Source organism: Methylocystis sp. S23 (assembly GCF_054106005.1).
Map to the genome: position 1 here is coordinate 2,644,678 of NZ_CM134185.1, position 26,645 is coordinate 2,671,322.

Annotated in this window: 30 protein-coding genes; 16 read left to right on the forward strand and 14 right to left on the reverse strand. The window is 66.5% G+C overall.

What is annotated here, in order from left to right:
* Window positions 1-113: 113 nt before the first annotated feature.
* Window positions 114-818, reverse strand: coding sequence for a S24 family peptidase (locus ACV7JP_RS12960; protein WP_457796089.1), 705 nt, complete (start codon window positions 816-818; stop codon window positions 114-116).
* A gap of 214 nt (window positions 819-1,032) precedes the next feature.
* Here ACV7JP_RS12960 and ACV7JP_RS12965 point away from each other — a divergent pair, with 214 nt between their 5' ends.
* A complete protein-coding gene (locus ACV7JP_RS12965) occupies window positions 1,033-1,236 on the forward strand; it encodes a hypothetical protein (RefSeq protein WP_457796090.1) in 204 nt (67 codons plus the stop codon).
* On the opposite strand, the gene ACV7JP_RS12970 is transcribed toward ACV7JP_RS12965, so the two are convergent.
* Together ACV7JP_RS12970 and dapF are read right to left on the reverse strand one after the other, a co-directional pair.
* Complete coding sequence (locus tag ACV7JP_RS12970; protein ID WP_457799084.1) at window positions 1,220-2,338, reverse strand: MiaB/RimO family radical SAM methylthiotransferase; 1,119 nt, start codon at window positions 2,336-2,338, stop codon at window positions 1,220-1,222. The genes ACV7JP_RS12965 and ACV7JP_RS12970 overlap by 17 nt on opposite strands.
* Window positions 2,339-2,400: 62 nt before the next feature.
* Window positions 2,401-3,261: a diaminopimelate epimerase gene (dapF, locus tag ACV7JP_RS12975; protein ID WP_457796091.1), complete on the reverse strand. Its 861-nt coding sequence runs from the start codon at window positions 3,259-3,261 to the stop codon at window positions 2,401-2,403.
* A 138-nt stretch (window positions 3,262-3,399) separates the two neighbouring features.
* Between dapF and ACV7JP_RS12980 the strand changes: the two genes are divergently transcribed.
* The 3 genes from ACV7JP_RS12980 (at window position 3,400) to ACV7JP_RS12990 (ending at window position 6,186) form a co-directional block, all read left to right on the forward strand.
* Window positions 3,400-4,098, forward strand: a complete 699-nt coding sequence (locus ACV7JP_RS12980; protein WP_457796092.1) for a GyrI-like domain-containing protein — start codon at window positions 3,400-3,402, stop codon at window positions 4,096-4,098.
* A gap of 98 nt (window positions 4,099-4,196) precedes the next feature.
* Window positions 4,197-4,556: a copper resistance CopC family protein gene (locus ACV7JP_RS12985; RefSeq protein WP_457796093.1), complete on the forward strand. Its 360-nt coding sequence runs from the start codon at window positions 4,197-4,199 to the stop codon at window positions 4,554-4,556.
* A 1-nt stretch (window position 4,557) separates the two neighbouring features.
* A complete protein-coding gene (locus tag ACV7JP_RS12990) occupies window positions 4,558-6,186 on the forward strand; it encodes a copper resistance D family protein (RefSeq protein WP_457796094.1) in 1,629 nt (542 codons plus the stop codon).
* Here the strand turns inward: ACV7JP_RS12990 and ACV7JP_RS12995 are convergent.
* From ACV7JP_RS12995 to ACV7JP_RS13005, 3 genes are read right to left on the reverse strand one after another with little or no spacing between them, the layout of a single operon-like run.
* Window positions 6,171-7,040: a hypothetical protein gene (locus ACV7JP_RS12995; protein WP_457796095.1), complete on the reverse strand. Its 870-nt coding sequence runs from the start codon at window positions 7,038-7,040 to the stop codon at window positions 6,171-6,173. The two genes, ACV7JP_RS12990 and ACV7JP_RS12995, sit on opposite strands and share 16 nt — an antisense overlap.
* 16 nt (window positions 7,041-7,056) lie before the next feature.
* The gene (locus ACV7JP_RS13000) at window positions 7,057-7,293 is read right to left on the reverse strand and encodes a helix-turn-helix domain-containing protein (RefSeq protein ID WP_457796096.1); all 237 of its coding nucleotides are present in this window, start codon (window positions 7,291-7,293) and stop codon (window positions 7,057-7,059) included.
* Window positions 7,293-7,868, reverse strand: a complete 576-nt coding sequence (locus ACV7JP_RS13005) for a DUF2975 domain-containing protein (RefSeq protein ID WP_457796097.1) — start codon at window positions 7,866-7,868, stop codon at window positions 7,293-7,295. Before ACV7JP_RS13005 ends, ACV7JP_RS13000 begins: the two co-directional genes overlap by 1 nt.
* 143 nt (window positions 7,869-8,011) lie before the next feature.
* Here ACV7JP_RS13005 and ACV7JP_RS13010 point away from each other — a divergent pair, with 143 nt between their 5' ends.
* Window positions 8,012-8,629, forward strand: coding sequence for a hypothetical protein (locus ACV7JP_RS13010; protein ID WP_457796098.1), 618 nt, complete (start codon window positions 8,012-8,014; stop codon window positions 8,627-8,629).
* A 365-nt stretch (window positions 8,630-8,994) separates the two neighbouring features.
* On the opposite strand, the gene carA is transcribed toward ACV7JP_RS13010, so the two are convergent.
* Entirely contained in the window at window positions 8,995-10,185 is a 1,191-nt protein-coding gene (gene carA / locus ACV7JP_RS13015; RefSeq protein ID WP_457796099.1) for a glutamine-hydrolyzing carbamoyl-phosphate synthase small subunit, read from the reverse strand.
* Between the two features lie 246 nt (window positions 10,186-10,431).
* On the opposite strand from carA, the gene ACV7JP_RS13020 reads away from it, so the two are divergent.
* Window positions 10,432-10,881 (forward strand): GatB/YqeY domain-containing protein, encoded by a 450-nt coding sequence (locus tag ACV7JP_RS13020; protein WP_457796100.1) that lies wholly within the window; start codon window positions 10,432-10,434, stop codon window positions 10,879-10,881.
* Window positions 10,882-10,918: 37 nt separating this feature from the next.
* Here the strand turns inward: ACV7JP_RS13020 and ACV7JP_RS13025 are convergent, their stop codons facing one another.
* From ACV7JP_RS13025 to rpsO, 6 genes are all read right to left on the reverse strand, one after another.
* Window positions 10,919-11,641 carry a hypothetical protein gene (locus tag ACV7JP_RS13025; protein WP_457796101.1) on the reverse strand — a complete coding sequence of 241 codons (723 nt, stop codon included), beginning with the start codon at window positions 11,639-11,641 and terminating at the stop codon, window positions 10,919-10,921.
* An 81-nt stretch (window positions 11,642-11,722) separates the two neighbouring features.
* Window positions 11,723-12,526, reverse strand: coding sequence for a bifunctional hydroxymethylpyrimidine kinase/phosphomethylpyrimidine kinase (gene thiD / locus ACV7JP_RS13030; RefSeq protein WP_457799085.1), 804 nt, complete (start codon window positions 12,524-12,526; stop codon window positions 11,723-11,725).
* A 20-nt stretch (window positions 12,527-12,546) separates the two neighbouring features.
* Window positions 12,547-12,777 (reverse strand): hypothetical protein, encoded by a 231-nt coding sequence (locus ACV7JP_RS13035; RefSeq protein ID WP_457796102.1) that lies wholly within the window; start codon window positions 12,775-12,777, stop codon window positions 12,547-12,549.
* 109 nt (window positions 12,778-12,886) lie between these two features.
* Window positions 12,887-13,960, reverse strand: a complete 1,074-nt coding sequence (locus tag ACV7JP_RS13040) for an AI-2E family transporter (RefSeq protein ID WP_457796103.1) — start codon at window positions 13,958-13,960, stop codon at window positions 12,887-12,889.
* A gap of 169 nt (window positions 13,961-14,129) precedes the next feature.
* Window positions 14,130-16,283: a polyribonucleotide nucleotidyltransferase gene (pnp, locus tag ACV7JP_RS13045; RefSeq protein WP_457796104.1), complete on the reverse strand. Its 2,154-nt coding sequence runs from the start codon at window positions 16,281-16,283 to the stop codon at window positions 14,130-14,132.
* A gap of 206 nt (window positions 16,284-16,489) precedes the next feature.
* Window positions 16,490-16,759, reverse strand: coding sequence for a 30S ribosomal protein S15 (gene rpsO, locus ACV7JP_RS13050; protein WP_457796105.1), 270 nt, complete (start codon window positions 16,757-16,759; stop codon window positions 16,490-16,492).
* A gap of 458 nt (window positions 16,760-17,217) precedes the next feature.
* Here rpsO and ACV7JP_RS13055 point away from each other — a divergent pair, with 458 nt between their 5' ends.
* Complete coding sequence (locus tag ACV7JP_RS13055) at window positions 17,218-17,784, forward strand: hypothetical protein (protein ID WP_457796106.1); 567 nt, start codon at window positions 17,218-17,220, stop codon at window positions 17,782-17,784.
* 4 nt (window positions 17,785-17,788) lie between these two features.
* On the opposite strand, the gene ACV7JP_RS13060 is transcribed toward ACV7JP_RS13055, so the two are convergent.
* The gene (locus ACV7JP_RS13060; RefSeq protein ID WP_457796107.1) at window positions 17,789-19,564 is read right to left on the reverse strand and encodes a sodium:solute symporter; all 1,776 of its coding nucleotides are present in this window, start codon (window positions 19,562-19,564) and stop codon (window positions 17,789-17,791) included.
* Window positions 19,565-19,848: 284 nt separating this feature from the next.
* Between ACV7JP_RS13060 and ACV7JP_RS13065 the strand changes: the two genes are divergently transcribed.
* The 9 genes from ACV7JP_RS13065 to nuoE all read left to right on the forward strand — a co-directional run bounded on the left by ACV7JP_RS13065 (window position 19,849) and on the right by nuoE (window position 26,630).
* Window positions 19,849-20,907, forward strand: a complete 1,059-nt coding sequence (locus ACV7JP_RS13065) for an RluA family pseudouridine synthase (protein WP_457796108.1) — start codon at window positions 19,849-19,851, stop codon at window positions 20,905-20,907.
* Window positions 20,908-21,050: 143 nt separating this feature from the next.
* Entirely contained in the window at window positions 21,051-21,875 is an 825-nt protein-coding gene (locus ACV7JP_RS13070) for an ATP12 family chaperone protein (RefSeq protein ID WP_457796109.1), read from the forward strand.
* 177 nt (window positions 21,876-22,052) lie between these two features.
* Window positions 22,053-22,418, forward strand: coding sequence for an NADH-quinone oxidoreductase subunit A (locus tag ACV7JP_RS13075; protein ID WP_457796110.1), 366 nt, complete (start codon window positions 22,053-22,055; stop codon window positions 22,416-22,418).
* A complete protein-coding gene (locus ACV7JP_RS13080) occupies window positions 22,418-22,981 on the forward strand; it encodes a NuoB/complex I 20 kDa subunit family protein (RefSeq protein ID WP_016918447.1) in 564 nt (187 codons plus the stop codon). Before ACV7JP_RS13075 ends, ACV7JP_RS13080 begins: the two co-directional genes overlap by 1 nt.
* A 185-nt stretch (window positions 22,982-23,166) precedes the next feature.
* Window positions 23,167-23,769 carry an NADH-quinone oxidoreductase subunit C gene (locus ACV7JP_RS13085; protein ID WP_457796111.1) on the forward strand — a complete coding sequence of 201 codons (603 nt, stop codon included), beginning with the start codon at window positions 23,167-23,169 and terminating at the stop codon, window positions 23,767-23,769.
* 46 nt (window positions 23,770-23,815) lie between these two features.
* Window positions 23,816-24,208 carry a four helix bundle protein gene (locus tag ACV7JP_RS13090; RefSeq protein WP_457796112.1) on the forward strand — a complete coding sequence of 131 codons (393 nt, stop codon included), beginning with the start codon at window positions 23,816-23,818 and terminating at the stop codon, window positions 24,206-24,208.
* Between the two features lie 58 nt (window positions 24,209-24,266).
* Window positions 24,267-25,460, forward strand: coding sequence for an NADH-quinone oxidoreductase subunit D (locus ACV7JP_RS13095; RefSeq protein ID WP_457796113.1), 1,194 nt, complete (start codon window positions 24,267-24,269; stop codon window positions 25,458-25,460).
* Between the two features lie 134 nt (window positions 25,461-25,594).
* A complete protein-coding gene (locus ACV7JP_RS13100) occupies window positions 25,595-26,017 on the forward strand; it encodes an endonuclease domain-containing protein (protein ID WP_457796114.1) in 423 nt (140 codons plus the stop codon).
* Window positions 26,018-26,021: 4 nt separating this feature from the next.
* Window positions 26,022-26,630, forward strand: a complete 609-nt coding sequence (gene nuoE, locus ACV7JP_RS13105; RefSeq protein ID WP_457796115.1) for an NADH-quinone oxidoreductase subunit NuoE — start codon at window positions 26,022-26,024, stop codon at window positions 26,628-26,630.
* Window positions 26,631-26,645 lie beyond the last annotated feature (15 nt).

Consider the following 26,645-nt stretch of genomic DNA (forward strand, 5'->3'; position numbering starts at 1 on the left):
CGTCATTGCGAGCCGAAGGCGAAGCAGTCCGAGCGCCGGGATCGCCGCGCCGGCTTCGCCTCCTCGCAATGAGAGACTCGCAAACGAATCAAACGGAGCCGATATCGGAAACGTCACAGCCGGTCGTCCCACCAGACGACGCGGCCGAGCACCTTGACGCGCCTCGCTTCGGACGCCCGCAGGAATTCGGGATCGCAGGCCGGATCCTCGCTCAGCACGATGACGTCGCCATTCGGTTTGAGGCGCAGGCGCTTCACGCGCAACGCGCCGGATTGCTCGAAGACATATATGTCCTTCGGTTCCGGGCCGTCCGTCGAGTCCGAAAGGCGCACGTCGCTTTCGTTGACGAGCAGCAGCGCGCCGTCGCCGAAAAGCGGCCGCATGCTGTCGCCTTGCGCGCGCATGAAAGAGAGCTTCGCGCCAGGCGGGGCGAGCTTGCGCAGCATCCATTGCGGAAAGGCCAGCATCTCGCCAATGGCGACGACGGAGGCCGCGACGCCGGAGCCCGCGGCGACCCGCGCGTCGAGGCTCGGAATGCGACGGAGCTCCAGCCTGGGATCGCCGGCGGCGCCGGGCGCCGTCGCGACGGCGGGGTCGTCCGACAGGCCGAGCAGATAGCTCATCGAGACATTGAGCTTCGTCGAGAGCGCCATGAGCAGCGGCGCCTGCGGCTCGTTTCTTCCCGCACAGGCGCGGCGCAGCGTGTTTTCGGGAATTTCCAATTCCTTCGCCGCTCTCGCAATGGTGCCGAACGGCCCGAGGAGCGCGCGCACGCGCTCCGCGAAATCCCGCAAATGTTCGGGGCGCGGCTCGCTCATTCTGTCAACCATTCATGGTTGACGAGCGGTCGGAATCGGCGTATTTCTACCATTGGTGGTCGATAGCGTGTCCCGGCCGCATCGAGGAAAACCTGGTCGAATCCCTCAAGCGGCCAACATGTTCTGAAGCCTATCCTTTTTGGCGGCCATTCGTCCATGTGGCGGGTGGGCGGCCACGTTTGTCTCTGCTCGATTTTCAGGGAGAAGTATTGGAATGCAGGCTTCCGTCGAGGAGACCGCGATCGCCACATTGAGCGCGGTGATGAACCTCTATGGCGCCGAGGCCTATGGCGAGATCGTCGCGGCCTTTCGCTGCGCGCTGGCGCAGCCCGACGATGAAGCCGTCGCGGCGACGCTCTGCGAAGCGCTGCTCGAAGTCATCCGCAACCGCACCAACGCGCTCACAAGGACGAAATAGGCGTGGGCGAAACAGGCGTGACGGCCAGCGCTCGCCCATCATGTCCCTTGACGCATGCGTCGATCATCCGCCCCGCCTCGACGCCCGGCATGCGTGCGAGGGTGAAATCCGCCGCGCGGGCGCCGCCGCCGCGCTCGGTCAGAAAGCGCAGCGTCTTTCCCATCTGCGCGTCGAGATGACGGGCGAGCGCGCGATCGCCCAGTTCGCGCAATCGCGCCGCGCGTTCCCGGGCGATCTCGCGCGGCGTTTGCGGCATCCGCGCGGCCGGCGTTCCGGGGCGCGGCGAGAAAGGGAAGACATGGAGATGCGTCAGCCCGCATTGCTGGACGAGCGCAAGCGTCCGCGCGAACATGTCTTCCGTCTCGGTGGGAAAGCCGGCGATGAAATCCGCGCCGAAGACGATGTCGGGCCGCGCCTTGCGTAGCGCGGCGCAGAAGCGGATGGCGTCCTCGCGCAAATGGCGCCGCTTCATGCGCTTGAGGATGAGATCGTCGCCGGCCTGCAAGGAAAGATGCAGATGCGGGCATAGGCGCTCTTCCTCCGCGAGCGCGGCGACGAGATCGCCATCCGCCTCGATGCAATCGATGGAGGAGAGGCGGAGCCGCGCAAGCGTGGGCAGCTCGCGCAGCATCAGGCGCACGAGTCCGCCGAGCTTCAATCCGTCGGCGTCGTAGCTCGTGAGATCGACGCCGGTGAGCACGATCTCGTGCTTGCCGCGCTCGACCAGCGCGCGCGCCTGCGCGACCGCCTCTTGCGGCGAAACGGAGCGGGACGCGCCGCGGCCCGCGGGAATGATACAAAAAGTGCAGCGATGATCGCAGCCATTCTGCACGGCGAGAAAACCGCGCGTGCCTTCTTCCGCCGCGCGCGCGCGATTGGGCTGCGCTTCGGCGACGACGCGGGCCACGCCGTCCATGGCCGCGAAGCTTTGCGGATCGATGCGGGCGGCGCAGCCGGCGACGACGATTCTCGACTCCGGCCGCTCGCGATGCAGGCGGCGAATGGCCTGGCGCGCCTGCCGCGTCGCTTCATTGGTGACGGCGCAGGTATTGACGACGACGGCGCCTGGATGCCGGCGCGCCAGCTCCTCGCTATCGACCATGTTCAGCCGGCAGCCGAAGGTGAAAACTTCCGCCTTTTGCGCCGGCTCTCCCACCGCCGGGCTCACGCGGCCGCGCCTTCGAGGATGCTCGAGGTCAGGCGCGTCTCGAATTCGAATTCCACCGGCCCCGTCATCATGACGTGATCGTCGGCGCGCCACTCGATATGGAGGTCGCCGCCTGGCAAGCGCAGACGCGCGCGCCTTTCGGCCAGGCCCGCGCGGGCGGCGGCGACGAGGGTCGCGCAGGCGGCCGAGCCGCAAGCCCTGGTCGCGCCCGCGCCGCGCTCCCAGACGCGCAGCAGAATATCGTCGCGCGCGAAAATTTGCGCGAAGGAGACATTCGTCCGCTCAGGAAAAAGAGGATGACGCTCGATCGTCCGTCCCAGCTCTTCGAGCGGGATAGCCAATGCGTCGTCAACGAAGAAGACGGCGTGCGGATTGCCCATGCCGACGGCCGAAAATTGCGCCGGCGCGCCCTCCACGACCGGCTCCAGCGCCACGGCGCGCGTGTCGGCTTCGCGCGATAGGGGGATCTCGCGCCAGCCGAGGCGCGGGACTCCCATATCGACGGTGAAGACCGTCTCCGCCTCGCGCCGCGTCTCGATCCGGCCGGCGTCGGTCGCGAGCGACAGTCGCTCCTTGCCCTCGCGCGCCAGCGCATAGGCGACGCAGCGCGCGCCATTGCCGCAGGCGCCCGACAGCGTGCCGTCGATATTATAGATGCGCATGAAGACGTCCTCGCCCTTCTCGCGGGGATCGTGCAGCGCCATGAGCTGATCGAATCGCAGCCCGGGCGCCGCCGCGATCGCGCGCGCCTCCTGCGGGGCGAGCACATGGCCCGTTCCGCGCAGGTCGAGCACGAGGATCTCGTTGCCCGCGCCGTTCATGCGGAGGATCGGATGATTTTCGAGCGGATGCGGCATTCGTCTTTCCATTAAGGCGCGCTCGTATATAGAGACTGCGCCGCTTCGGCGCTACTTTGGCCGCGCGCGACGGCTGTCGCAATTGCGCGCCAATCGTCGCTTAGGGAATCGCTTGCCGAATATAGGGACGCACGAGGAATGGACGAGGAACCGGGTCTGATCGACGCCCTGCGAACCCATTGGCGCGCGTTGGCGATATTCACGCTTCTCGTCGCCTCGGCGGCCATTATCGCCGAGCGCCGAATGTTCCCCGGCGCCCCGGCCGATGAGGGCGAGCCCGCGAGGAGCGCTCCGGCTCCCGCCGCGCCCGAGGCCGCCAAGCCGGATGAAAGGAACGAAGCCGCGAAGCCGGCGACGCCGGACGCCGCGCCGTCCGTCATGAGCGAGACGGTCAATGTCGACGCGCGCCCGGCGGCCGTGCTGAAGGGACAGGGGAAGTGGGAGGACGCGGCCAAGACGCTTTCCGAAGCCCTGGCCAAGCTCAACGCCGCCGTGAAAAAGTCGGGCCTGACCGTCAACGGCCGCCCGGTCGCGGTCTTCACCAAGACGGACGATGCGGGCTTTACCTTCGAGGCCATGGCGCCGCTCGCCGCCGCGCCGGAGGGCAAGCCGAAACTCTCCGACGGCGTGGAGATCGGCGCTTCGCCCGCCGGCAAGGCGCTCAAATTCCAGCACCGCGGCGCCTATGACGAGATCGACGCCACCTATGAGGCGATCGCCGCCTATCTCGATGAGAAGGGCCTCGACACCAAGGACCTGATCATCGAAGAATATCTAACTGATTTCAAAGGTGAAGACGCCAATGTCGACGTCGACATCTACGTCTTTCTGAAGTGAGCGGCAAAATGCGGCAAGGGTTCAGCCATTGCTAATATGCCGCGGAATCGGCTAATCGGCGAGACCTGAGCCCATCCGGGCGGGCCACGGGTCGACTCATGAAGCTTTTCCGACTTTTGGGCGTCTGCGCCTTCGCGACTGTCGCTTGTGAGGCCGTCTGGGCCCACGCTCTGGCGCTCAGCTCGACGCCGCGACCCGAGGACGTCGTCAAGAGCGACGATCTCGCGATCCAAATCCGCTTCAACAGCCGGATCGACGCCGAGCGGTCGAGCATGAAGCTCTTCAAGATCGACGGCGAAGCCGTCATCCTCCTCCCCATTCTCGACGCGGGCGGCGCGGACACGCTGAGGGCCAGGGCGACGGGCCTGACCAATGGGCGCTACCGGCTGCATTGGCAGACTCTGAGCCCGGACGGCCACATCACGCAGGGCGACATTCCCTTCGCGGTGAGCCGCTGACATGCAGCTCTTCGTCGATATTTACGGCTTCCTCAGCGTCGTGCTGCGGGGACTCATCCTTGCCGCGCAGAGCGTCACGGCGGGCGGCCTCGCCTTCTTGCTGATGCTGGTCTGGCCGCTCCGGCCGCGGCTCGCCGGCGCGGCCGAGACGCTGGAGCGCCGCGTATTGCGGCTCGTATGCCGCGCGGCCTGCGCGCTCCTTGCGGCGGAGGCGCTCGCCGCCGCCTCGCTCACCGTCATGCTGGCCGGCACGCTGGAAATTCCTGTCCATGAGGCCGCGGGGGCGCGCGCCGTCGCGGTCGATCTCATGGCCGGCGCGCTCGCCGCCGCCATCGCGCTCGCCGCCTGGCGCGCGCAACGCGGCGGCGTCGCCATCCGCTCGGCGGCGCCGGTGCTGTCGGCGCTGCTCCTCGGCGTGCAGGCCGGATCGACCCACGCCGTCAGCCAGCTCGACGGCGCCGCCGCGCTGGCCGCCGCCGAGTTTCTCCATATGCTGGGCGCCGCCGTCTGGATCGGCGGCATCCCCTATTTTCTGATGGCGCTGACCGACGTCCCGGATCCGCGCGCGCGGGCGCGGGTCGCCCGCCGCTTCTCGCATATGTCCGTCGGCGCGGTCGCGGCGCTGCTCCTGGGCGGCGTGCTGATGGCGGTCTTCTATGTCGGGACGCCCCCGGCCCTGTACGGCACGTCTTACGGCGTCATGCTCGGCGCCAAGATCATGCTGCTGCTGGGACTGCTTTTCCTGGGCGGCCTGAATTTCCTGGCCGTACGCAAGCTCGAAAACGAGCCCGCCGGCCCGTTGCTGCGCACGCGCCGCTTCGCCGAGACGGAGATCGGCGTCGGCCTCACCGTGATCTTTTGCGCGGCGTCGCTCGCCTCGCTGCCGCCGGCGCGTGATCTTCAAAACGACCGCGCGAGCTTTGCCGAGATCGTCGACCGGCTCGAGCCGCGCCTGCCCATCCGTCTCGACAGCCCGGATTTCGAGGCGCTCTCCGCCGCGCTGCCGCCGGAAGCCTTGAAGGAGCTGCCGCCCGGCGCCTATCCGCCGCGCTCTCCCGCGGACATCGCCTGGTCGGAATATAACCATCACTGGGCGGGGATCTTCGTTTTCGTCATGGGCGCGATGGCGCTGCTCGAGCGCGCCAGCCGGCGTCTTGCCCCCTATATGCGGCATTGGCCGCTCGTCTTTGTGGGACTCGCCGGCTTCCTCTTCCTGCGCGCGGACGAGACGGTCTGGCCGCTCGGGCGCCTCGGCCTCATCGAGAGCCTGCGCGATCCCGAGATCGCCCAGCACCGTTTGCTGACGCTGCTCATCGTCGCCTTCGGCCTGTTCGAGTGGCGGGTGCGGCTCGGGCGCGTCAAGGCGCGGTGGGCGGCCTATGTCTTCCCCATCAGCGTGGCGACGGCGGCGGCCTTTCTGCTCACCCATTCCCATGCGCTCAGCAATCTCAAGGAAGAGACGCTGATCGAAATCACCCATACGCCCTTGGCGCTCGCGGGCGTGGCGGCGGGCTGGTCGCGCTGGCTGGAGCTGCGGCTCGACGGCGACGCCCGGAAGATCGCGGGCTTCGTCTGGCCGGTCGCCTTCATGGTCGTTGGCCTGTCGCTGGTCTTCTATCGCGAGGCCTGAAGACCAAGGGAGAAGTCTTTCCAGCGCTCCCAAGGCGTGCCGCCGAGGGCCGCCTTGAAGGCTTCGCCGAAACTCTCTCCGCCTTCAAGCGCCCGCATCAGGCGCGAGAAGCCGTCCCGGTCGCTTTTTCGAAGCCAGGCGACGAAAAGCGCCGCCTGCCGATAGGCCATGCGCTGGCGGAAGCTCCTCAGATCGCAGCCTTTGTCGCAAGGGGGCTCCGCGGCGAAGGGAATGGCCATGAAGTTCGACCAGGGCGTCGCGTCGAGAATGACGCCATAGCCCTTTCGTATCGCCTCCGCCGCCTCCCTGTCGCCGACGCTTTCGGCCGCGCCGCCGTCGGAGGCCATGACGGCGAGGCCTTCGGTGAACCATTGCGGCGGCCGCGCCGCGCTGCGCGGACGCCAGCCGAAGAAGTGGACATGCGACAATTCGTGGGTCAGCACGCCGGTCATTCGGTAGATTTCATCCTTGCAGAGGACAGGCGAGAGCATGGCGCGTCCGGCGCGGGAGACGCCGACAATGTCGGGATCGCCCAGGCCGTTGGCGCGGGAATAGGCGTCATATTCGTCATAGACGCCGACGATGGGCGGCTTGCCGAAGGGGCGGCCGTGCCCGGCCTCGATCTTGGCGATGGCGGCGGGCAGGACGGCCGCGACGATTTCCGCGCAGGCCCGGGCCTTCGGCTCGTAATGAATCCGCGAATCGGCCGCGAGAGCAGGCAGATCGACCGGATCGTGCAATTGCGCCAGCAGCGCCGCGCGGAGCTGGGGCCGGATGGTGAAGGACAAGGCGGCGGCGGAGACGAGAACGAGCGCGCCGAGGGCGACGGCTTTCATGACCCTCGAAGCGCTCATTTGATCTTCTCCGAAACTATTCGCCGAGGTTTTGACGCTTCGACATATCCTCTGGGCGATATTCCAATATATCGCCCGGTTGGCAATCGAGCGCCTCGCAGATTTTCTCCAACGTGTCGAAGCGAACGCCTTTCACCTTTCCGGATTTCAGCAGGCTGACATTCTGCTCGGCGATGCCGATCTGCTGGGCGAGGTCGCGCGAGCGCATTTTGCGCCTGGCGAGCATGACGTCGAGATTGACGATGATCGGCATTATACGATCTGGGCGTTGTCGTCGGCGATCTCGGCTGCGGTTTTCTGGATGTGGGCGAGGGCGAGCAGCATGAGGGCGAGGATGATGTGCACGAAGTCCTCGGTTCCGATGAACATGTGTCTGGCCTTCGCCGACTCCGGCAGATGCGCGGCGAGCGTATAGACGACGGCGGAGCGCTCGACGAAATCGGCGACGATCGCCATGAGGCCCGCAATGCCCGTCCGACGCAGCCAAAGGGCGGCTTCCAGCGAGAATACGGCGCCCTTGAGGTAGGTTGAAAAGAGCCGCCAGACGCAGAAGGCGAGCGCGGCGACGAACAGCCACAAGACGAGGCTCATCGCCAGCACCGCATTCCATTGGGCCGCAGACGCGCCCGAAACGTCGAGCCCGAAGAGGCGCATCGTCGTGAGCTCATAGGGCGAGCGCGCCGCCCAGGAGTGATAGAAGCCCCACAGCGTGAGCATGGCGTAGCCGATCGCAAGCGTTCGGATCGCATGGCAAAGCCAGCCTATTTTCGCACGCAAGGCGGCGAAACGGGGGCTTTCCGCGAAAGGAAATGCGGCGGAATGGGTCATTGTGCGTCTCCAAAATGGCTCTAGCGCCGAAGGCGGGATGATCTGGCCGGCTTCGCCATGCCGGCGAGCGACCGCGCCAATATTGACGCATAAAAATTTTAATGCAACACATTAAAAAAATATAGCAGAGGATGAATCAAATCATGCGCAGGACCATGTGGATTTCCGGTCTCTTTTCGGCTGTCGCCCTTGCGGGCTGCAATGGCGCGCCCTTCTCCACGCAATGGAAGTTGCGCAGCTTCGATCTCGGAACAGCGGATGTCGCGCAAATCCGGGTCGCGGTGCGGGCGCCGGACTGGGCGACATTGACGCCCGAAAAGACGATCTTGCTGGCGAAATACGCGTCCGAGGATGGCGGCGCGGGACGAACGCTCGACATCCATCTGCAGCGCGCCGAGCGCGAGCAGGATCGGGACGCGCTGGCGCGTCTCGCGGCGCCGTCGTCGGCGCTTGTCGTCTATGAGGTCGTCCCGCGCGATCTTGCGGCGGTGCGCGCCTTTCAGGCTGAAACGCAAAGCGCCAAGGCCGCCGGCCGTCACGGCAAGGGTGGGGTCGAGATCGGCGGCGAGCTCGCGTGCCGCAAGGACGAGATTCCCGAGGGGCCGGTCGTCCTTGACGCCTATCTCCATGCGTCGGACGAGATCGGCTGGCTGCCCCTCCTGGAGGGATTCGACGTCAAGCCGCAGTTGACGCAAACAAAAAGCTGGGAGGAAATCGCGCGGAGCGTTCCCCGTTGCGAAAAACATGCGAAGCGCGCCTGAAGCGCGCGCCGCTTTGACAAGCCTCCGAGGCGGCCTCGTCCTTCGAGACGCGCGTTGCGCGCGCGCTCCTCGGGATGAGGCCTAACACCGGTTCCGTTTGGCCGTCATTGCGAGCGAAGCGAAGCAATCCAGGGCCGCGGCGACGCTCTGGATTGCTTCGCCTTCGGCTTGCAATGACGGGACGCGCGAACGAAGTGATCAAGCGGAAACCGTATAAGTGTCTCGCGTAGAAGAAGAGCCCCTCATGCTGAGGAGCGCGCGCAAGTCGGGCTTCTTGCCCGACTTGCGCAGGCTTCTCGAAGCACGAGGGGCGTCAACCGGCTTTGTAAGCAGCCTGAGCGCGCCTGAAGGCGCGCGGCCGATTTTTACGCCGCCTTCGCCTTTTCCATCATCTCGACGAAGCGGCGGAAGAGATAATGGCTGTCCTGCGGGCCGGGCGAGGCCTCGGGGTGGTGTTGGACCGAGAAAGCCGGCCGGTCGGTGAGCGCGATGCCGCAATTGGAGCCGTCGAAAAGCGAGCGATGCGTCTCGACGGCGTTTTCCGGCAGGCTGTCGCGATCGACCGCGAAACCGTGATTCATCGAGACGATCTCGACCTTGCCGGTGGTGAAATCCTTCACCGGATGGTTCGCGCCGTGATGGCCCTGCGGCATCTTCCGGGTCTTCGCGCCGACGGCCAGCGCCATCATCTGATGGCCGAGACAAATGCCGAAAGTGGGGACTTTCTTCGCGAGCAGCTCGCGGATCACCGGCGCGGCGTATTTGCCGGTCTCCGCCGGGTCGCCGGGGCCGTTGGAGAGGAAGACGCCGTCGGGCTCGAGCGCCAGAATTTCGGCGCTCGTCGCCGTGGCGGGAGCGACGATCACCTCGCAGCCCTGATCGGCGAGAAGGCGCAGAATATTGCGCTTTACGCCGTAGTCGATCGCGACGACGCGGAATCTCGCCTGCCCGTCGCGCGCGCCGTAACCGGCGCCGAGCTTCCAGGGCGTCTCCTTCCAGTCATAGCGCTCCCTGGCGCCGACGCTCGGCACGAGATCCATGCCGTCGATCCCCGGCCAGCCAGCGGCCTTCGCCTTGAGCGCGGGAATGTCGAACTTGCCCTCGGGCGAATGGGCGATGACGGCGTTCGGCATGCCGCGTTCGCGGATCAGCGCCGTCAGCGCGCGCGTGTCGATCCCGTAGAGCGCGACGACGCCGCGCCTGGCGAGCCAGTCGGTCAGCGTCGTCTCGGCGCGGAAATTGGAAGGCTCGGTCACTTTCTGGCCGAAGATCGCGCCGACGGCGCCGGCGCCATGCGCGAGATCGACGGTCTCGATATCCTCGTCATTCGTCCCGACATTGCCGATATGCGGGAAGGTGAAGGTGACGATCTGCGCGGCGTAGGAGGGGTCCGTCAGGATTTCCTGATAGCCGGTCATGGCGGTGTTGAAGCAGACCTCGCCCACGGCCTCGCCCACGGCGCCGAGGCCGTAGCCCGCGATCGCCTCGCCGCTCGCGAGCACCAGCAGGCCGGTGTGAACGGGTTTGGTCCAGCCATTGTCTTGATCGAGGGTCATGTCCGTTCTATGCCCGTTGCATCGGCCGCCGCCATTGGCGAGGCGCGCCCACCTCCCCCTCGAGGGGGGAGATCGATCGCCGAAGGCGATCGGGAGGGGGTGACGCCATCGCACCAAGAGGCTTCACCCCACCCCGAACCGCTGGCGCGGTTCGACCCTCCCCCTCAAGGGGAAGGTGAGGGAAAGCCTCGTCGATTGATGACGGTCCCCATGCTTTAGACCATTCCGCCGCAAAAAGGGAACCCCATGCGCGAGAAGATCAACCAGGACCTCAAGGACGCCATGAAGGCCCGCGACAGCGCCAAGGTCGACGCGTTGCGGATGATCAACGCGGCCCTCAAGGACAAGGACATCGAGGCGCGCGGCGCGGGCAAGGCGCTGACCGAGGACGACGTGCTGGCGCTGCTGCAGAAGATGATCAAGAGCCGGCAGGAATCGCTCGACATCTATGAGAAGGCCGGCCGCGCCGATCTCGCCGCGAAGGAAAAGGGCGAGATCGCGGTCATCTCCGCCTATCTGCCCCAGCAGCTCTCGGAGGCCGAGGTCGCCGAGGTCGTGAAGGCCGCGGTCGCCGAGACGGGCGCCGCGTCGATCAAGGACATGGGCAAGGTCGTCGCCGCGCTGAAGGCGAAATATACCGGCCGCATGGATTTCGCGAAGGCGAGCGCGGCGGTGAAGGCGGCGCTGAACGCGTGATTTTCCCTCTCCCCGCAGGCGGGAAGAGGGGGCGTCGTCACCCTTTCAGCCAATCCCCGAAGGCGAGCCACCAGGGAGTCGTCGAGACGATGATCCGCATGGGTTGCATGGCCAGGATGAACAGCCCGCCGAAGAGATAGGCGGGATGGACGCGCCGGCGCGAGGCGAAGTCGTAGCCGATGCAGGCGATCACGAAGAGGTCCTGAAGCCCGAAGGAGGCGAGGGGGCCGCCAACCATGAAGACGCCGGGAATGCGGGCGATGGCGGCGTCGAGCATGGCGATGCTGGCGAGCAGCATCAGCCGCTTATGCGTCTCCGGGCGCTTGCGCGTCAGAAAGCCCGCGCCCGCAAGAGTCGCGAAAACGGAGATGCCGAAGAAGGGCAGCACGAGGAAGGACCGCGGGTCGAGGCCCGGCGGCGTGTGATTGGCGCGGATGGCGTGGACCGCCGCCAGCACGCCGAGGACCGCCATGACGATGGCGAGGCCGAAGCCGGCGAATCCGAGCTTGCGATGCAGGTCGGGCCGGTTGTTGGAGATCAACGCCGCCTGGGTGAAGAAGAGCGCATACCAGGCCGCGAAGGCCGCGCCGTGGAGATGCAGCAGCGGCGGAAGCGGCGGGGAATCGGAGAAGAGCTTGAAAAAGAAGGTCGGCCCGAAGCCGATGAAGACGGTCGCCGCCATCGCGACGGCCATGGCGACATAAAAAATCTTGTCCTTGTCGCCGGTGCCGACCGCAAGCGTCGGCGTCGCCAAGCTCATATCCAGCCCTCCAAGCGTCTTAATCGTAACGCTAGGCCAGATAATACAAATTTCGCTTTGCGTCCAAGCCGGGCCGTGCGCTCACCGCCAAAGCGCATAAAAATGATGCGGCGGGCCGCGGCCTTCGCCCATCTCCAGCGCCTCGGCGGCTTCGAGCGCACCCTCCAGCCAGGCTTTGGCGGCCGCGACGGCGTCGATGAGCGGCTCGCCCTTGGCGAGGCCGGCGGCGATGGCGGCGGAAAGCGCGCAGCCCGTGCCATGGGTGTGGCGCGTTTCGATTCGGCGGCCGTGGAAGAGGCGGGTCTCGCCCTCCGCGACGAGCACGTCGACAGGATCGCCCGCGAGATCGCCGCCCGTGACCAGCGCGGCCCGGGCCCCGGCTTCCACGAGGAGCGCCCCCTGAGCGGCCATTTCCTCTACCGCTTTCGCTTGCGGCGTCTCGGTGAGGGCGGCCGCCTCGAGGAGATTGGGCGTGACGAGACGCGCGAGGGGCAGCAGGGTCGCGATCAGCGCCCGCTCCAGCCCGGCGGAGGCGAGGCTCGCGCCTTGGGTGGGCGCGAGCACGGGGTCGAGGACCACATTGCGCGGCGCGCCGCCCAGCGCGCCGGCGACGGCCGCCACGATTTCCGGCGTCGCGACCATGCCGATCTTGACGGCGTCCGGCGGAATGTCGGAGAGGACGGCCGCGATCTGCGCCGCGACAATGTCGGGCGCGAGCGGGTAGGCGGCGGTCACGCCGCGCGTGTTCTGAGCGGTCAGCGCGGTGAGCGCCGCCATGCCGTAGCAGCCTAAGGCGGAAAAGGTCTTCAGATCCGCCTGCGCTCCGGCGCCCCCGGAGGGGTCGGAGCCGGCGATGGAGAGAAGCTTGGGGATTTTCGTCGCGATCTCGCGGCTCCTCTCTCGACTCAGCTATGCAATTCGCGCCCGCCGGGCCAGGCCGGCTCCTTCTTCTCTTCGTAGTCGCGATAGGCCTTTTTGAGGCCGCTCAACACTTCCGCCGAGGTTTCGAACATGGCCTTGAGCTGCGGTTCGTCAACCTTCTCTATATCCTCGCGGAGGCGGTTGATCGTCTCCTGAAGATAGGCGGCCATTTTGTGGACATGCTGGTGGGGATCGTTTTCGGCTTTGTTGGTCATGGATCGACTCGCGCTCGTCGCCGATTGCAACGGATGGCTCTTCAACCCGATAGAAGCGAGGGCGTTCCCTGGCCCGCCTGTGACTTGGTCCTCGCGACCGGACGGCCGCTTACCTGGATTGCGGATCCGGCTCCGCTCGGCGGCGCCAGAATTCGAGCATCAAGGTCGTCGTCGTAAAGGCGAGCGGACCGAGGATCAGGCCGGACGGACCAAAAAGCTGGAGCCCGCCCAGCATGGAGATGAAGGCCGGCGCGGTGTGCAGGCGCAACGTTTCGCCGACGAGGAGCGGGCGCACCAGATTGTCCGCCGACGCAATCACGACGCCGCCCCACAGGCCGAGCGTGATCGCGTCGGCCCAGCGGTCCTCGATCGCGAGATAGATCGTCGCCGGCACCCAGATAACGAATGTGCCCAGCACCGGGACGATCGCCAGCACGCCCATGACGAGGGCCCAGAAGACCGGCGAGGGGAAGTTGAGCCACCAGAATATGAGGCCGCCGAGCGCGCCTTGCAGCGCAGCGACGGCGAGCATGCCGTAGATCATCGCGTAGATCGTGTCGCGCGCCCGCACCATCAGCTTGCCCGTTTCAAGCGGCGAAAAAGGCGACAGGCGCACGATCGCGTCGAGCCCGGCGCGGCGGTCGCGCAGGAAGAAGAACAGCATGTAGAAGGCGAGAAGGACCGTGATGGCCTGTCCGGTCGACTGTCGGAGCACGGCGCCGCCAAGATTGGTGACGAATTCCCCCAAGCGGCCGGCGAGGGCGCGCAGGTCCACCTGGCCGCCGATCCATTTCAGCCACGGATGCGCCTGCAGAAAGGCGCTCCATCTACCGTCCGATATGCTGTTCTGGAGATAGCCGACGCCCGAAAGGGCCTCGTTGATCAACCGTTCCGAGACGAAGAGGAGCGGCCCGACAATGATGACCGCGATGAGAAAAACCGAGATCGCCGCGGCCGCGTTGGCCCCGATGCGCGCTTCGAGCCAGCGATGCGGATCGATGAAGACCACGGCGAGAACGAGGGCCCAAGTGAGGCTTGCGAGATAAGGCTCCGCGATGAGCGCGGTGAGGACGACGAAGATGAAGGTGAAGCCGAGCCGCGCGACGAGGAAGATGTCCACCGGTTGAGGCGGCGCGAAAAGCGCGCCCGCCGGCGCGTTCTCGGACTTCTTCGGTTCCGTCATGGGTCCCCCGTCGCGTCGCGCGTCTCGATAAGCTGGAGCAAGTCACAGATAGCGCGGCGCGCGCAAGGCGCTATAAGACGCAGCCTCGCGTCCGGAGCGGCGCGCGGCTGGAAATGAAAAAGCCGCCCGACAAAGGCGGGCGGCTCGGTTTTTCTGATATGCGGCGGCCTCACTCGCCATTCGCGGCGGCGGCCTCCTTCTCGGCTTTTTCCTTGGCTTCGAGATCCTCGCCCGTCTCCTGGTCGACGGCGCGCATGGAAAGGCGCACCTTGCCGCGATCGTCGAAGCCGAGCAGCTTCACCTTCACGCGGTCGCCTTCCTTCACCACGTCGGTCGTCTTCGCCACGCGCTGCTTGGAGAGCTGCGAGATATGGACGAGGCCGTCCTTGGCGCCGAAGAAGTTTACGAAGGCGCCGAAATCGGCGGTCTTCACGACGGTGCCCTCATAGATCATGCCGACTTCCGGGTCGGAGGCGATGGACTTGATCCAGTTGATCGCGGCCTTGATCGAATTGCCGTCGGAGGAGGCGACCTTCACCGTGCCGTCGTCCTCGATATTGATCTTGGCGCCGGTCTTCTCGACGATCTCGCGGATCACCTTGCCGCCCGAGCCGATGACGTCGCGGATCTTGTCCGTCGGGATCTTCATCGTCTCGATGCGCGGCGCGAACTCGCCGAGCTCGGCGCGCGAGGAAGTGATGGCCTTGGCCATCTCGCCGAGGATATGCAGGCGGCCTTCCTTCGCCTGGCCGAGGGCGACGCGCATGATCTCCTCGGTGATGCCGGCGATCTTGATGTCCATCTGCAGCGAGGTCACGCCGTTCGACGTGCCCGCCACCTTGAAGTCCATGTCGCCGAGATGGTCCTCGTCGCCGAGAATGTCGGAGAGAACCGCGAAGCGGTCGCCTTCGAGGATGAGGCCCATGGCGATGCCGGCGGTCGGCGCCTTGATCGGCACGCCGGCGTCCATCAGCGCGAGCGACGTGCCGCAGACCGTCGCCATCGAGGACGAGCCGTTCGATTCGGTGATCTCGGAGACCACGCGCAGCGTGTAGGGGAACTCGGCCGCCGCCGGCAGCATCGGCCGGATGGCGCGCCAGGCGAGCTTGCCATGGCCGATCTCGCGGCGTCCCGGCGAGCCCATGCGGCCCGTCTCGCCCACCGAGTAGGGCGGGAAATTATAGTGGAGCAGGAAGCGCTCCTTATAGGTGCCCTCGAGCGAGTCGACGAACTGCTCGTCCTCGCCCGTGCCGAGCGTCGCGACGACAAGCGCCTGCGTTTCGCCGCGGGTGAAGAGGGCGGAGCCGTGGGTGCGCGGCAAGACGCCGACCTCGGCGACGATCGGGCGCACGGTCCTCACGTCGCGGCCGTCGATGCGGACGCCCGTGTCGAGAATGTTCCAGCGGACGACCTTGGCCTGCAGCTCCTTGAAGACTTCGGCGACCTCTTCCTTGGTGAACTCCGCCTCGACGCCTTCGGGGAAGATTTCCGCCGTCACCTTGGCCTTCACCGCGTCCACGGCGGCGTAGCGATCCTGCTTGACGGTGATCTTGTACGCCTCGCGCAGCTCGGCCTCGGCGATCTTGGAGACGAGCGCCGCGACCTCCGAGCGATCCGGCGCGACGAGCTCGCGCGGGTCCTTGGCGGCGCGCTCGGCTAGGCGGATGATCGCGTCGAGCACCGGCTGGAAGCCGCGATGGCCAGTCATCACGGCCTCCAGCATGACTTCTTCCGAAAGCTCCTTCGCTTCCGATTCGACCATCAGCACCGCGTCATGCGTGCCGGCGACGACGAGATCGAGGTCGGAGAGCTTCATCTCCTCGATGGTCGGATTGAGCTTGATCTGGCCGTTGACATAGCCGACGCGCGCGCCGCCGATGGGGCCCATGAAGGGAACGCCCGAAAGCGTCAGGGCGGCGGAGGCCGCGACCATGGACAGAATGTCCGGATCGTTCTCGAGATCATGCGACAGCACGGTGACGATCACCTGCGTGTCGTTGCGGTAGCCGTCCGGGAAGAGCGGACGGATGGGGCGATCGATGAGGCGGGAGACGAGCGTCTCGCGCTCCGAAGGACGGCCCTCGCGCTTGAAATAGCCGCCCGGAATGCGGCCGGCGGCGAAGGCCTTCTCCTGATAGTTGACGGTGAGGGGGAAGAAGTCCTGGCCCGGCTTCGGGGCCCTGGCGGAGACGACGGTGGCGAGCACGGTGGTTTCGCCCCAGGTGGCGACGACGGCGCCGTCGGCCTGGCGGGCGACCTTGCCGGTCTCGAGGACGAGCTTGCGGCCGGCCCAGTCGAGTTCTTCGCGATGGATTTGGAACATGTTCGGTCTTCTCCGGGGAACCCGGCGGTTCGCCATGAGCAAGACGGCGAGAGGCTGCGGAAGCGTTGATTCTCGTTATCGTCCACGCAGCGTCCGGCGATCCTGCCATGACGTTTTTTCGCGTCGGGTCTTTCGTTGCGGGCGTCTGAGCGCCCCGTCAAAAAGTGAAAGCGGCGCTTGCGTCGCGCCGCCTTCGTAAGGCTTGCCTAACGGCGAATGCCGAGCCGCTCGATCAGGGTCTTGTAGCGGGCTTCGTCCCGCTTCTTCACATAGTCGAGAAGCTGGCGGCGCTGGGAGACGAGCTTCAGCAGGCCGCGACGCGAGTGATTGTCCTTCACATGCGTCTTGAAGTGCTCGGTGAGGTTGACGATGCGCTCCGTGAGGATCGCGACCTGAACCTCGGGCGAACCCGTGTCGTCGGATTTCGTGGCGTATTCCTTGATGAGCGCCTGCTTGCGCTCGGCCGTGATCGACATCCGTTCTTCCTTATGATTGGGAGTTTTCCGCGAGGAACGGCCAAGGCCGGGATGTCGTCCAGCGAGGTCGCCCCAAAGCGGCGCCGCCCGGCGGGGCCGGGCGTGCGAGGGCCTTATAGCAGAAATCGCAGGGAAGGATAGGGGCCGTCGCGCGAGAGGAATCGGGCGAACGACAATCTCGGATGGCCAGCGCCCCATACCTCCCCTTTACGGGGAGGTCGGCGGTCGAAGACCGTCGGGCGCTAAGGAGGTCACACTCTCCAGGAGCCGTCATGGCCGGGACGAGCCCGGCCATGACGGCGTTGGTGATAAGCTCACGCCCAGCGTTTGCGCCTCCTCCAGAACCTTCGGGCGCTGTTACGCCCCGGAGAAAATTCCCTCATGTGAGCCGGCGCATTTAGCGCCTGTGTGGCTTTTGGCATTCTATTCTCGCGGTCCCCCGCCGCGAGGAGAGGATCATGAAACGCCTGTTGTTCAGCCTGTCGCTTTGCCTCGTCGCCTTGGCGGCCCGCGCCCAGGACCTTTCCTCCGCCTATACCCGGATCGACATCCGCAAGGACTGCACGCATCGCGCGGGCCGCGCCGAGGAGGATTATGGCGACTGGCGCTGCCGGGGCCATGTGGGCGTTCCCATATGGTTCGGCGCCGGCGACCAGCGCATGTATGTGAGCTTCGGCAAAAAGGCCGCCGACGAGCCGGCGGCGGGCGAGACGCTCGGGCCGTTCAACGATTTCTACGAGGGCGTAATCGAATGGCGGCTCCTGGACGGGAAGCCCTTCGCGACGATCATGCGCTGGAACTACAAGACGCCGGCGGAGATGGACAAGCGTACGACGAGCGGCCGGGCGCTGGTCGTCACGCGGCTGCCGCCCGGCGCGGTCTGCCATGTCGGCTATGTCGATGCGCGCGCCAATCCCAACGCCAACGAACTTGCGCGCGAGATCGCCGATCAGCATGCGAAGAATTTCGTCTGCGGCAAGGACAAGGCGGTCGTCCTCGGCAAGGCGGGGCCGGAATTGAAATAGTCGGTCAGGCGCCTTTGTCGGGCGCGACGATCTCGCCGTCGCCATGCAGCAGGCGGCGCACGAACGCCTCGGCCTCCGGCTTTACGCCGTTCGACGCCAGGCCGGACATGACGCCCGCCGCGACGCCCAGCGTCGCGCCCGCCAGCGCCGAGAGCCCGTAGACCTCGATCTTGCGCGCCGGCCCCGCCATGACGAGCGCGGCCGCAAGGCCCGCCAGGCCGGCGGCGAGCGCCGCGAGCGCCTCTCTGTCGCCCGCGCGATTCCAGAAGGCCAAAGCGAGCGCCGGCGCGACGCAGGCGGCGGAGACGGCGAGCGCGAGCGCGATGAGCCCGCCCGGGGTCACGATCTGCGTGACGCTCGCGGCATAGCTCGCCGTCGCCACGGCGACCAGAGCGAGCCGCGTGATGGCGAGGCGCCGGCTGGTGAGGTCGATCTCGCCGCGCAGGCGATAGAGGGCGTCATGGCCCACGGCCGCGCTGCAGGCCTGCAGGCCCATCGCCGCGAGGGCGAGGCCGAAGGCGACGATGGCCGAGGCGAGAAGGCCGGAAGCCGCCGCGCCGAGATCGGTCGCGCCGGGGAGCGCGCCGAGCAGATAGAAGCCGTCCGCTGGACGCACGTCGACGGGACGCAGCGGCGTTCCCGGCGCGATTTTTTGCGCCGCGCAGGCGCGCTGGGCTTGTGACGGCGTGCGCGCCTTGGCGTCGCAGACGGCGACGAGGCCGCGCCCGCTCGCCGCATAGATCGGCTCCGGCAGGCGCTCGGCCGTCTGGCCGGAGACGGAGGCGGCGAGGCTCATGGCCGAGGCCGCAATCGCGGCGGCGATGAGCAGGGAGAAGACGACGCTCCATCCCAGAGTCGCGACGCCCGAGGCGCGCGCGCCGGCGGCGCTTTCCGTCGTCACGGCGGGGGCGAGGATGGGCGCGAGGGCGCCGACGCCCATCGCCATGGCGAGCGTGGCCCCGATCTCGACCTCGAGCCCCATCGGGTCGGGCATGAGCCGCCAGCCGGCGAGGAGGCCGGCCGCCTCCGGCCAGCCGGGGCCCCCGAGCAGGCCGACGGGCAGCTCCCCCTGAAAGCCGAGCGCGGCGATGGGCCAGCCAAAGCCGAGCAGCGCCACGCCCGCCGCGGCGGCCGCCACCCAGACCGCGCCGCCAAGCCCGCCGGGGCCGGCGATGACAAGGCCCGCCGCCGCCACCGCGAAAGCCGCGAAGGCGCGGCCCGCGCCGGTGAGGTCCACAAGCGCGTCGACCGCCATCTGTCCGCCCGCGACGGCGAGAAGGCCCGAAGCGACGGCGACGGCGGCGATGAGCCCGAAACGGGTCGCTGCGCTGGGGAAGCGCGCGGCGAGAAGCCCCGAAAGCGAGAAGGCGCCCGTCCTGCGCAGCAGAGGCGCGAGGAAAAGCGCCGCGGCCGCGAGGCCGAGAAAGGCGCCGCAGACGACGCCGATTCCCCAGGAGCGGCCGGCGAGCCGCGTCGCGAAAGGCAATAGCAGCGCGACGGCGATGGCGGCGTTGGCGAAGCCGGAATAGGCCGCCGGCACGGCGCGGGCGCCGGCGTAATAGAAGGAGACCCGCATCGAATGCAGGAGGAAGCCGATCGTGGCGAGCGCCAGCAGCGTGAACCAGGGCGGCGCCGCCGCCACGAAACGCTCCGGCGCGCCGATGCGGTCGAGCAGCGCCGTAAAGCCATAGGCGAGCAGAAAGCTCGCCGAGACGAAGGCGATGCGGGCGTCGAGAATGGCGCGGTCGTACAGAAAGGCTTCGCCGGAACGCTCTCGCATGGGGCCTCTTGGGATCGTTGCGCGAGACATTAACGGAGGGCGGGAGAGGGGGGAAGAGAGGAGGGTTCCGCCTCCAGGGCGATCGGGTGAAGGTTTCCTCGTCCTCGAGACGCCGCCTCCGGCGGCTCCTCAGGATGAGGAAACCTTCACCCGATTGTCCTGATTCCGCCCTGTTTCCCCTTTCGCTCCCGGAAGGGCGGCCCGCCATCGACAAGGAGGCGTCCTTTGGTTCATAAGGCCCGTATGCCGTTTCTTCTTATCTCTCCGCCGCCGCGAGGCGCCGCATGAGCGCGTCCGACGCCAAGGGCGTGGGCGTCACCACGACGATCGTCAGCGAAGACGAGGCGGGGATGCGCGTCGACCGCTGGTTCAAGCGGCGCTACCCGGCGCTCGCGCTCTCCCACCTCGCCAAAATCTGCCGCAAGGGCGAGGTGCGCGTCGACGGCGGGCGCGTCGAGACATCGACGCGGCTGAAGGAAGGCCAGAAGGTCCGCGTGCCGCCCTTGAAGATTGAGGCGCCCGCGAGCCCGGCCGTGAAGCGCGCGAGCCCGGAGGACGCCGAGGCCGTCAAGGCCATGACGCTTTTCGAGGACAAGGAGCTGATGGTCCTCAACAAGCCTTACGGACTCGCGACGCAGGGCGGCTCCGGCCAGAATCGGCACATTGACGGCATGCTGGAAGCGCTCGCGAAAGGCGATTCGCGCCCCGTGCTGGTTCATCGGCTCGATCGCGACACCTCCGGCGTGCTGCTGATCGCAAAGTCGCGGCGCATGGCGGCCGATCTCGGCGAGATTTTCCGCTCGCGTCAGGCGAAGAAGATCTATTGGGCGCTCGTCGAGGGCGTGCCCAGGCCCGCGCAGGGCCGGATTTCGCTCTATCTCGCCAAGGGGGCGGGGATGGAGAAGGCCCGGGGAGGCGGCCGGGAGTTGGAGAGGATGCGGGTCGCGAAGCATGGCGACGCCGACGCCCAGCATTCGCTGACCTATTACGCCATCGTCGACAAGGTGGCGCCGAAATGCGCCTGGCTCTCCATGAAGCCGCTCACCGGCCGCACCCATCAGCTCCGCGCCCATGCCGAGGCCATCGGCCATCCGATCTTCGGCGATCCGAAATATGGCCGCCGCCCCGAGGACGACGTTCGCCGCCGCGACCCGCTTCGGGCGATGCCGGAGGGGCTGGAGAAGAAGCTGCATCTTCTGGCGCGCCGCCTCGTCTTGCCGCACCCCAAGGGCGGCGTGCTGGACGTCACCGCCCCGCTGCCGGACCATATGAAGAAGAGTTGGGAGACGTTCGGCTTCGACGTCAAGCAATATGACCCGATCGAGGACGCGCCCGACGAATGAGCGCGCCCGTTGCCTCTCGGGCGTCATGGCCGGGCCTGTCCGGCCGTCCACGCCGGGACGTTTTGGGGATGATCGGCGAGACCGCCGGCGCCGCATCGCGTCGATGCCCGCGACAAGCGCGGGCATGACGTGGGGATGATAGAATGACCAATGAACCCACCGGCTTCGGAGCCGACTTCTTTGTGCCGGAGAGCGAGCGCGATCCCGTCAAGGCCGCGCGCGACCCCGCGCGGCGGCCGCCGAAGCGATTTTATAAGGAAGCGGCCGTCGAAGAGAGCGAGGGCGGCTTCTCCGTCCTGCTCGACGGCCGTCCGGTCAACACCCCCGCCAGGCGCCGGGTCGTCGTCCCCTCGCGGGCGCTCGCCGAGGCCCTCGCGGCGGAATGGGCGGGGCAGGGGGAGACGATCGACCCCGCCGCCATGCCGCTCGCCAGGCTGGTGAACTCGGCGATCGACGGCGTCGCCCAGCGGATGGACGAGGTCGCGGCGGAGCTGGTCAAATATGCGGGCTCCGACATGATCTGCTACCGCGCTGGCGAGCCCGAGAGCCTTGCTGCGGCGCAAAGGGCCGCATGGGATCCGCTCCTCGCCTTTGCGCGCGACAAGCTCGGCGCGAGGCTGATCCTGGCGGAGGGCGTGATGTTCGCGGCCCAGCCGGAGGCGGCCATCCAGGCGCTTGCTTCGGCGATCCGCGCCCAGACGGGCGAGGGGCCGGGCGCGCCGCTGCGGCTCGCATCCCTCCATGTGATGACGTCGCTGACCGGGTCGCTGATTCTCGCTCTCGCCAAGTCGTTGAACGAAATAGATCTTGCGACCGCCTGGGCGGCAGCCCACATTGACGAGGATTTCCAGATGCGGGCCTGGGGCGCCGATGCGGAGGCGCTGGCGCGCCGCGACGCGCGCTTCAAGGAAATGGCGGCGGCGGCCTTTCTCTCCGACTGCGTGGCGGCCAGGCGGCGCGACGCCTGATCATCCGCGATTTTCCGGATGAATCCACGCATAACGCCAGCCCGGCCGTCCTTGTCTCTTGCTTTGCACAAGGGGCTGCGTTACGGAACGCGCGGCCTGGAGCTTTTCCAAGTTTGCAAGCTCCCGCGAAAGCGGCCTTCGCCCCGCCGCAACGTCGGACCGACCGGACACGACCCAATGCCGATGCTGCTCGAACAATATATGCCGTTGGCGATCTTCATGGCGCTCTCCGCCGTCATCGCCGGCGCGCTGCTCGTCGCGCCCTTCCTGCTCGCCTTCAAGGCGCCGGATCCGGAGAAGCTCTCCGCCTATGAGTGCGGCTTCAACCCGTTCAACGATTCGCGCATGAAATTCGACGTGCGCTTCTATCTGGTGTCGCTGCTCTTCATCGTGTTCGACCTGGAAGTGGCCTTCCTCTTCCCCTGGGCCGTGGCCTTCAAGGACGCCGGCGCCTTCGGCTTCTGGTCGATGATGCTGTTCCTCGGCGTGCTGACCGTCGGCTTCGTCTATGAGTGGCGCAAGGGCGCGCTGGAGTGGGATTGATGACGACGCTGATCGCTCCCGAACCCAAGGGCCTGATCGATCCTCGCACCGGCAAGCCGGTCGGCTCGGACGATCCCTTCTTTCTTCAGATCAACGAAGAGCTTGCGGACAAGGGCTTCTTCGTGACCGCGACGGACGACGTCATCAATTGGGCGCGCACCGGCTCGCTCATGTGGATGACCTTCGGCCTCGCCTGCTGCGCGGTCGAGATGATTCAGGCGGCCATGCCGCGCTACGATCTCGAGCGCTTCGGCTTCGCGCCGCGCGCGAGCCCGCGCCAGTCGGACTGCATCATCATCGCCGGCACGCTGACCAACAAGATGGCGCCGGCGCTACGCAAGGTCTATGACCAGATGCCGGAGCCCCGCTACGTCATCTCCATGGGCTCCTGCGCCAATGGCGGCGGCTATTACCACTATTCCTATTCGGTGGTGCGCGGCTGCGACCGCATCATCCCGGTCGACGTCTATGTGCCGGGCTGCCCGCCTTCGGCCGAGGCGCTCGTCTACGGCATGCTGCTCTTGCAGAAGAAGATTCGCCGCACCGGCACGATCGAGCGGTAAGTCATTCCCTCTCCCCGCTTGCGGGGAGAGGGTCAGGGTGAGGGGCAGGGGGTTCTTAGGGGCTAACCGCGAAAGCGGGAAAATTCGGCGGCGCCGATCGTGTCGCTTCGCCCCTCACCCCAGCCCTCTCCCCGCAAGCGGGGAGAGGGGGCGCGGCGACGCGCGTGCTTAGGGGAAAGTGACGAATGACGGCGGAACTCGAAACACTCGGCGCGCGGATCAGCGGCGCGCTTCCCGGCGCGGTGACGGACGTGAAGATCGCCTATGGCGAGCTCACGCTCACCGTCGCGCGTGACCGCTGGATCGAGACGGCGACCTATCTTCGCGACGATCCCGAATGTCTCTTCGTCAATATCGTCGACGTGACGGCGGCGGACTATCCGGAGCGCGAGGCGCGCTTCGAGGTCGTCGCGCATCTCCAGTCGCCCAGGCACAATCGCCGCATCCGCGTCAAGACGCCGGCGGCGGAGGACACGCCGGTCGATTCGCTCGTGCCGCTGTTCCCCGGCGCCGACTGGTACGAGCGCGAGACCTATGATCTCTTCGGCGTGATCTTCGCCGGCCATCCCGACCTGCGCCGCATCATGACCGATTACGGCTTCGACGGGCATCCGCTGCGCAAGGACTTCCCCATGTCCGGCTTCGTCGAGGTGCGCTACGACGACGAGCGCAAGCGCGTCGTCTACGAGCCGGTGCGGCTCCAGCAGGAATACCGCAATTTCGATTTCCTCTCGCCGTGGGAGGGCGTGAAATACGAGCTGCCGGGGGATGAGAAGGCGAGCAAATAGGGCGAATAGCGAGTAGGGAATAGCGAATAGGGAGTTGGCCACGCCGTTGAGTGAGGATCAATTCCTTTCCTATCGCGATCTGAAAGTCTGGCAGGAGGCTATGAGTCTAGCGGTTGCTTGCTATGAATTGACGCGAACATGTCCCAAAGAGGAAATGTACGGAATGACGTCTCAAATCCGCAGGGCGTCCGCGTCGGTGGCGGCAAATATCGCGGAGGGACACGGTCGTGGCACGACGGCCGCGTTTGTCCACTTCTTGAGAACTGCGCAGGGATCGCTCAAAGAGTTGGAAACCCATTTGACGCTCGCCACAAGGGTAGAATTGACGTCACTGGATCGCGTTGAAGCGCTGCTCGCGCAGTGTGATGGAATTGGCCGCATGTTGCGCGCGCTGATGCGTTCGCTGCAACAACGCATCGAGCGGGAGGGAAGAGCGTGAGACACTATTCGCTACTCGCTACTCGCCATTCGCTTATAGCCCATACGGAACAGACGCGATGACAGACCAGTCCGGCCTGCGCAACTTCAACATCAATTTCGGCCCGCAGCATCCGGCGGCGCATGGCGTTTTGCGCCTGATCCTCGAGCTCGACGGCGAGGTCGTCGAGCGCGTCGATCCGCATGTCGGCTTTCTGCATCGCGGCACCGAGAAGCTGATGGAGGCGCGCACCTATCTGCAGAACGTGCCCTATTTCGACCGGCTCGACTATTGCGCGCCGATGAATCAGGAGCACGCCTTCTGTCTCGCGATCGAGCGCCTGCTGGACGTCGAGGTTCCCAGGCGCGGCCAGCTCATCCGCGTGCTCTATGCGGAAATCGGCCGCCTGCTCTCGCATCTTCTGAACGTCACCTCGCAGGCGATGGACGTCGGCGCGCTCACGCCGCCTCTGTGGGGCTATGAGGAACGCGAGAAGCTCATGGTGTTCTATGAGCGCGCCTCGGGCGCGCGCATGCACGCCAATTATTTCCGTCCGGGCGGCGTCGCGCGCGATTTGCCGGACCAGCTCGTCGAGGACATCGGCGCCTTCTGCGATCCCTTCCTCCGCCTCTGCGACGACCTCGAAGGCCTCTTCATCGAGAACCGCATCTTCAAGCAGCGCAATGTCGACATCGGCGTGATTTCCCTGGAGGACGCCTGGAAGTGGGGCTTCTCCGGCGTGATGGTGCGCGGCTCCGGCGCGGCCTGGGACCTGCGCAAGGCGCAGCCTTATGAATGCTACGAGGAGATGGAGTTCGACATCCCCGTCGGAAAGAACGGCGACTGCTACGATCGCGCCGTGATCCGCATGGAGGAGATGCGCCAGTCGACCTACATCATGAAGCAATGCGTCGAGAAGCTGCTGCGCGCCGACGGCCGCGGCCCGGCGCTGACGCCCAATCATAAAATCACCCAGCCCTCGCGCGGGGAGATGAAGCGCTCCATGGAGGCGCTCATCCATCACTTCAAGCTCTTCACCGAGGGCTTCCACGTTCCTGCCGGCGAAGTCTACGCGGCGGTCGAGGCGCCCAAGGGCGAATTCGGCGTCTATCTCGTGTCGGACGGCGGCGACAAGCCCTATCGCTGCAAGATCCGCGCGCCGGGCTTCGCGCATCTGTCGTCCATGGATTTCATGTGCAAGGGCCATATGCTCGCCGACGTCTCGGCGATCCTGGGCTCGCTTGATATCGTCTTCGGGGAGGTCGATCGGTGAGCTTGATCCCCTCTCCAACCCTCCCCTTTGCAAGGGAAGGAAGTCAGACGGCCGTCGCGTTTCTCCCTCCCCCTGCAAGGGGGAGGGCCGGGGTGGGGGTCAGCCTCCGTTCGAATCCGAATCGGGAGGCGAGCATGACGCGCTTCGACCGAACGCGCGCCAAGACGGAGCGCGCTCGCCAATTGCGCCGCGACATGACGGGCGTCGAGAAGAAGCTCTGGAGCCGCTTGACCAATGCGCAGCTTGGCGTTTCGTTTCGCCGGCAACATCCCGTCGGGCCCTATTTCGTCGATTTCTATTGCGCGCCGGCGCGACTGGTCGTCGAACTCGATGGCGATCAGCATGGCTTCGATGCGGAGCTGGCGGCGGATGCGCGCCGCACCGCTTTCCTGTCGAGCAAAGGACTACGCGTCCTTCGGTTCTGGAACAACGAGGTTGTGACCAATATCGACGGCGTCGTAGAGACGATCTGGCTCGCCATTCAACCGCGCGTTTCGAATTCGACCCCCACCCCGACCCTCCCCCTTGCAGGGGGAGGGAGTGAGCCAGTGGATTAAAATCATGTCCGTCCGTCGTCTCGCCGAAAAGCAGCCCGAGAGCTTCGAGTTCACGCAAGAAAACAAGGCGTGGCTCGAGAAGCAGATCGCCAAATATCCCGACGGCCGCCAGGCCTCGGCGGTCGTGCCGGCCCTGTGGCAGGCGCAGAAGCAGAATGACTACTGGCTGCCGCAAAAGGCGATCGAGGCGGTCGCCGAAGCGCTGAACATGCCGAAGATTCGCGTCCTCGAGATCGCGACCTTCTACACCATGTTCAATCTCGAGCCGGTCGGCAAATATTACGTCCAGCTCTGCGGCACGACGCCCTGCATGCTGAGCGGCTCGGACGATCTCATCGAGGTGCTGGAGCGCCGCGTCGGACCCCAGCGCAAGGTCACGGCCGACGGCCTCTTCTCCTGGCTCGAGGTCGAGTGCCTCGGCGCCTGCTGCAACGCGCCCATGGTCCAAATCAACGACGACTATTACGAGGACCTTACGGCCGAGAATTTCGAGAAGCTGCTCGACGATCTCGCCGCCGGCCGTCCCGTGAAGACGGGCTCGCAGAAGGGCCGCGTCTCGTCCGAGCCCGAGGGCGCGTTGACGAGTCTTACGACGCTTTACGGTCAGAAGTAAGCGGAGGGAAGGAAC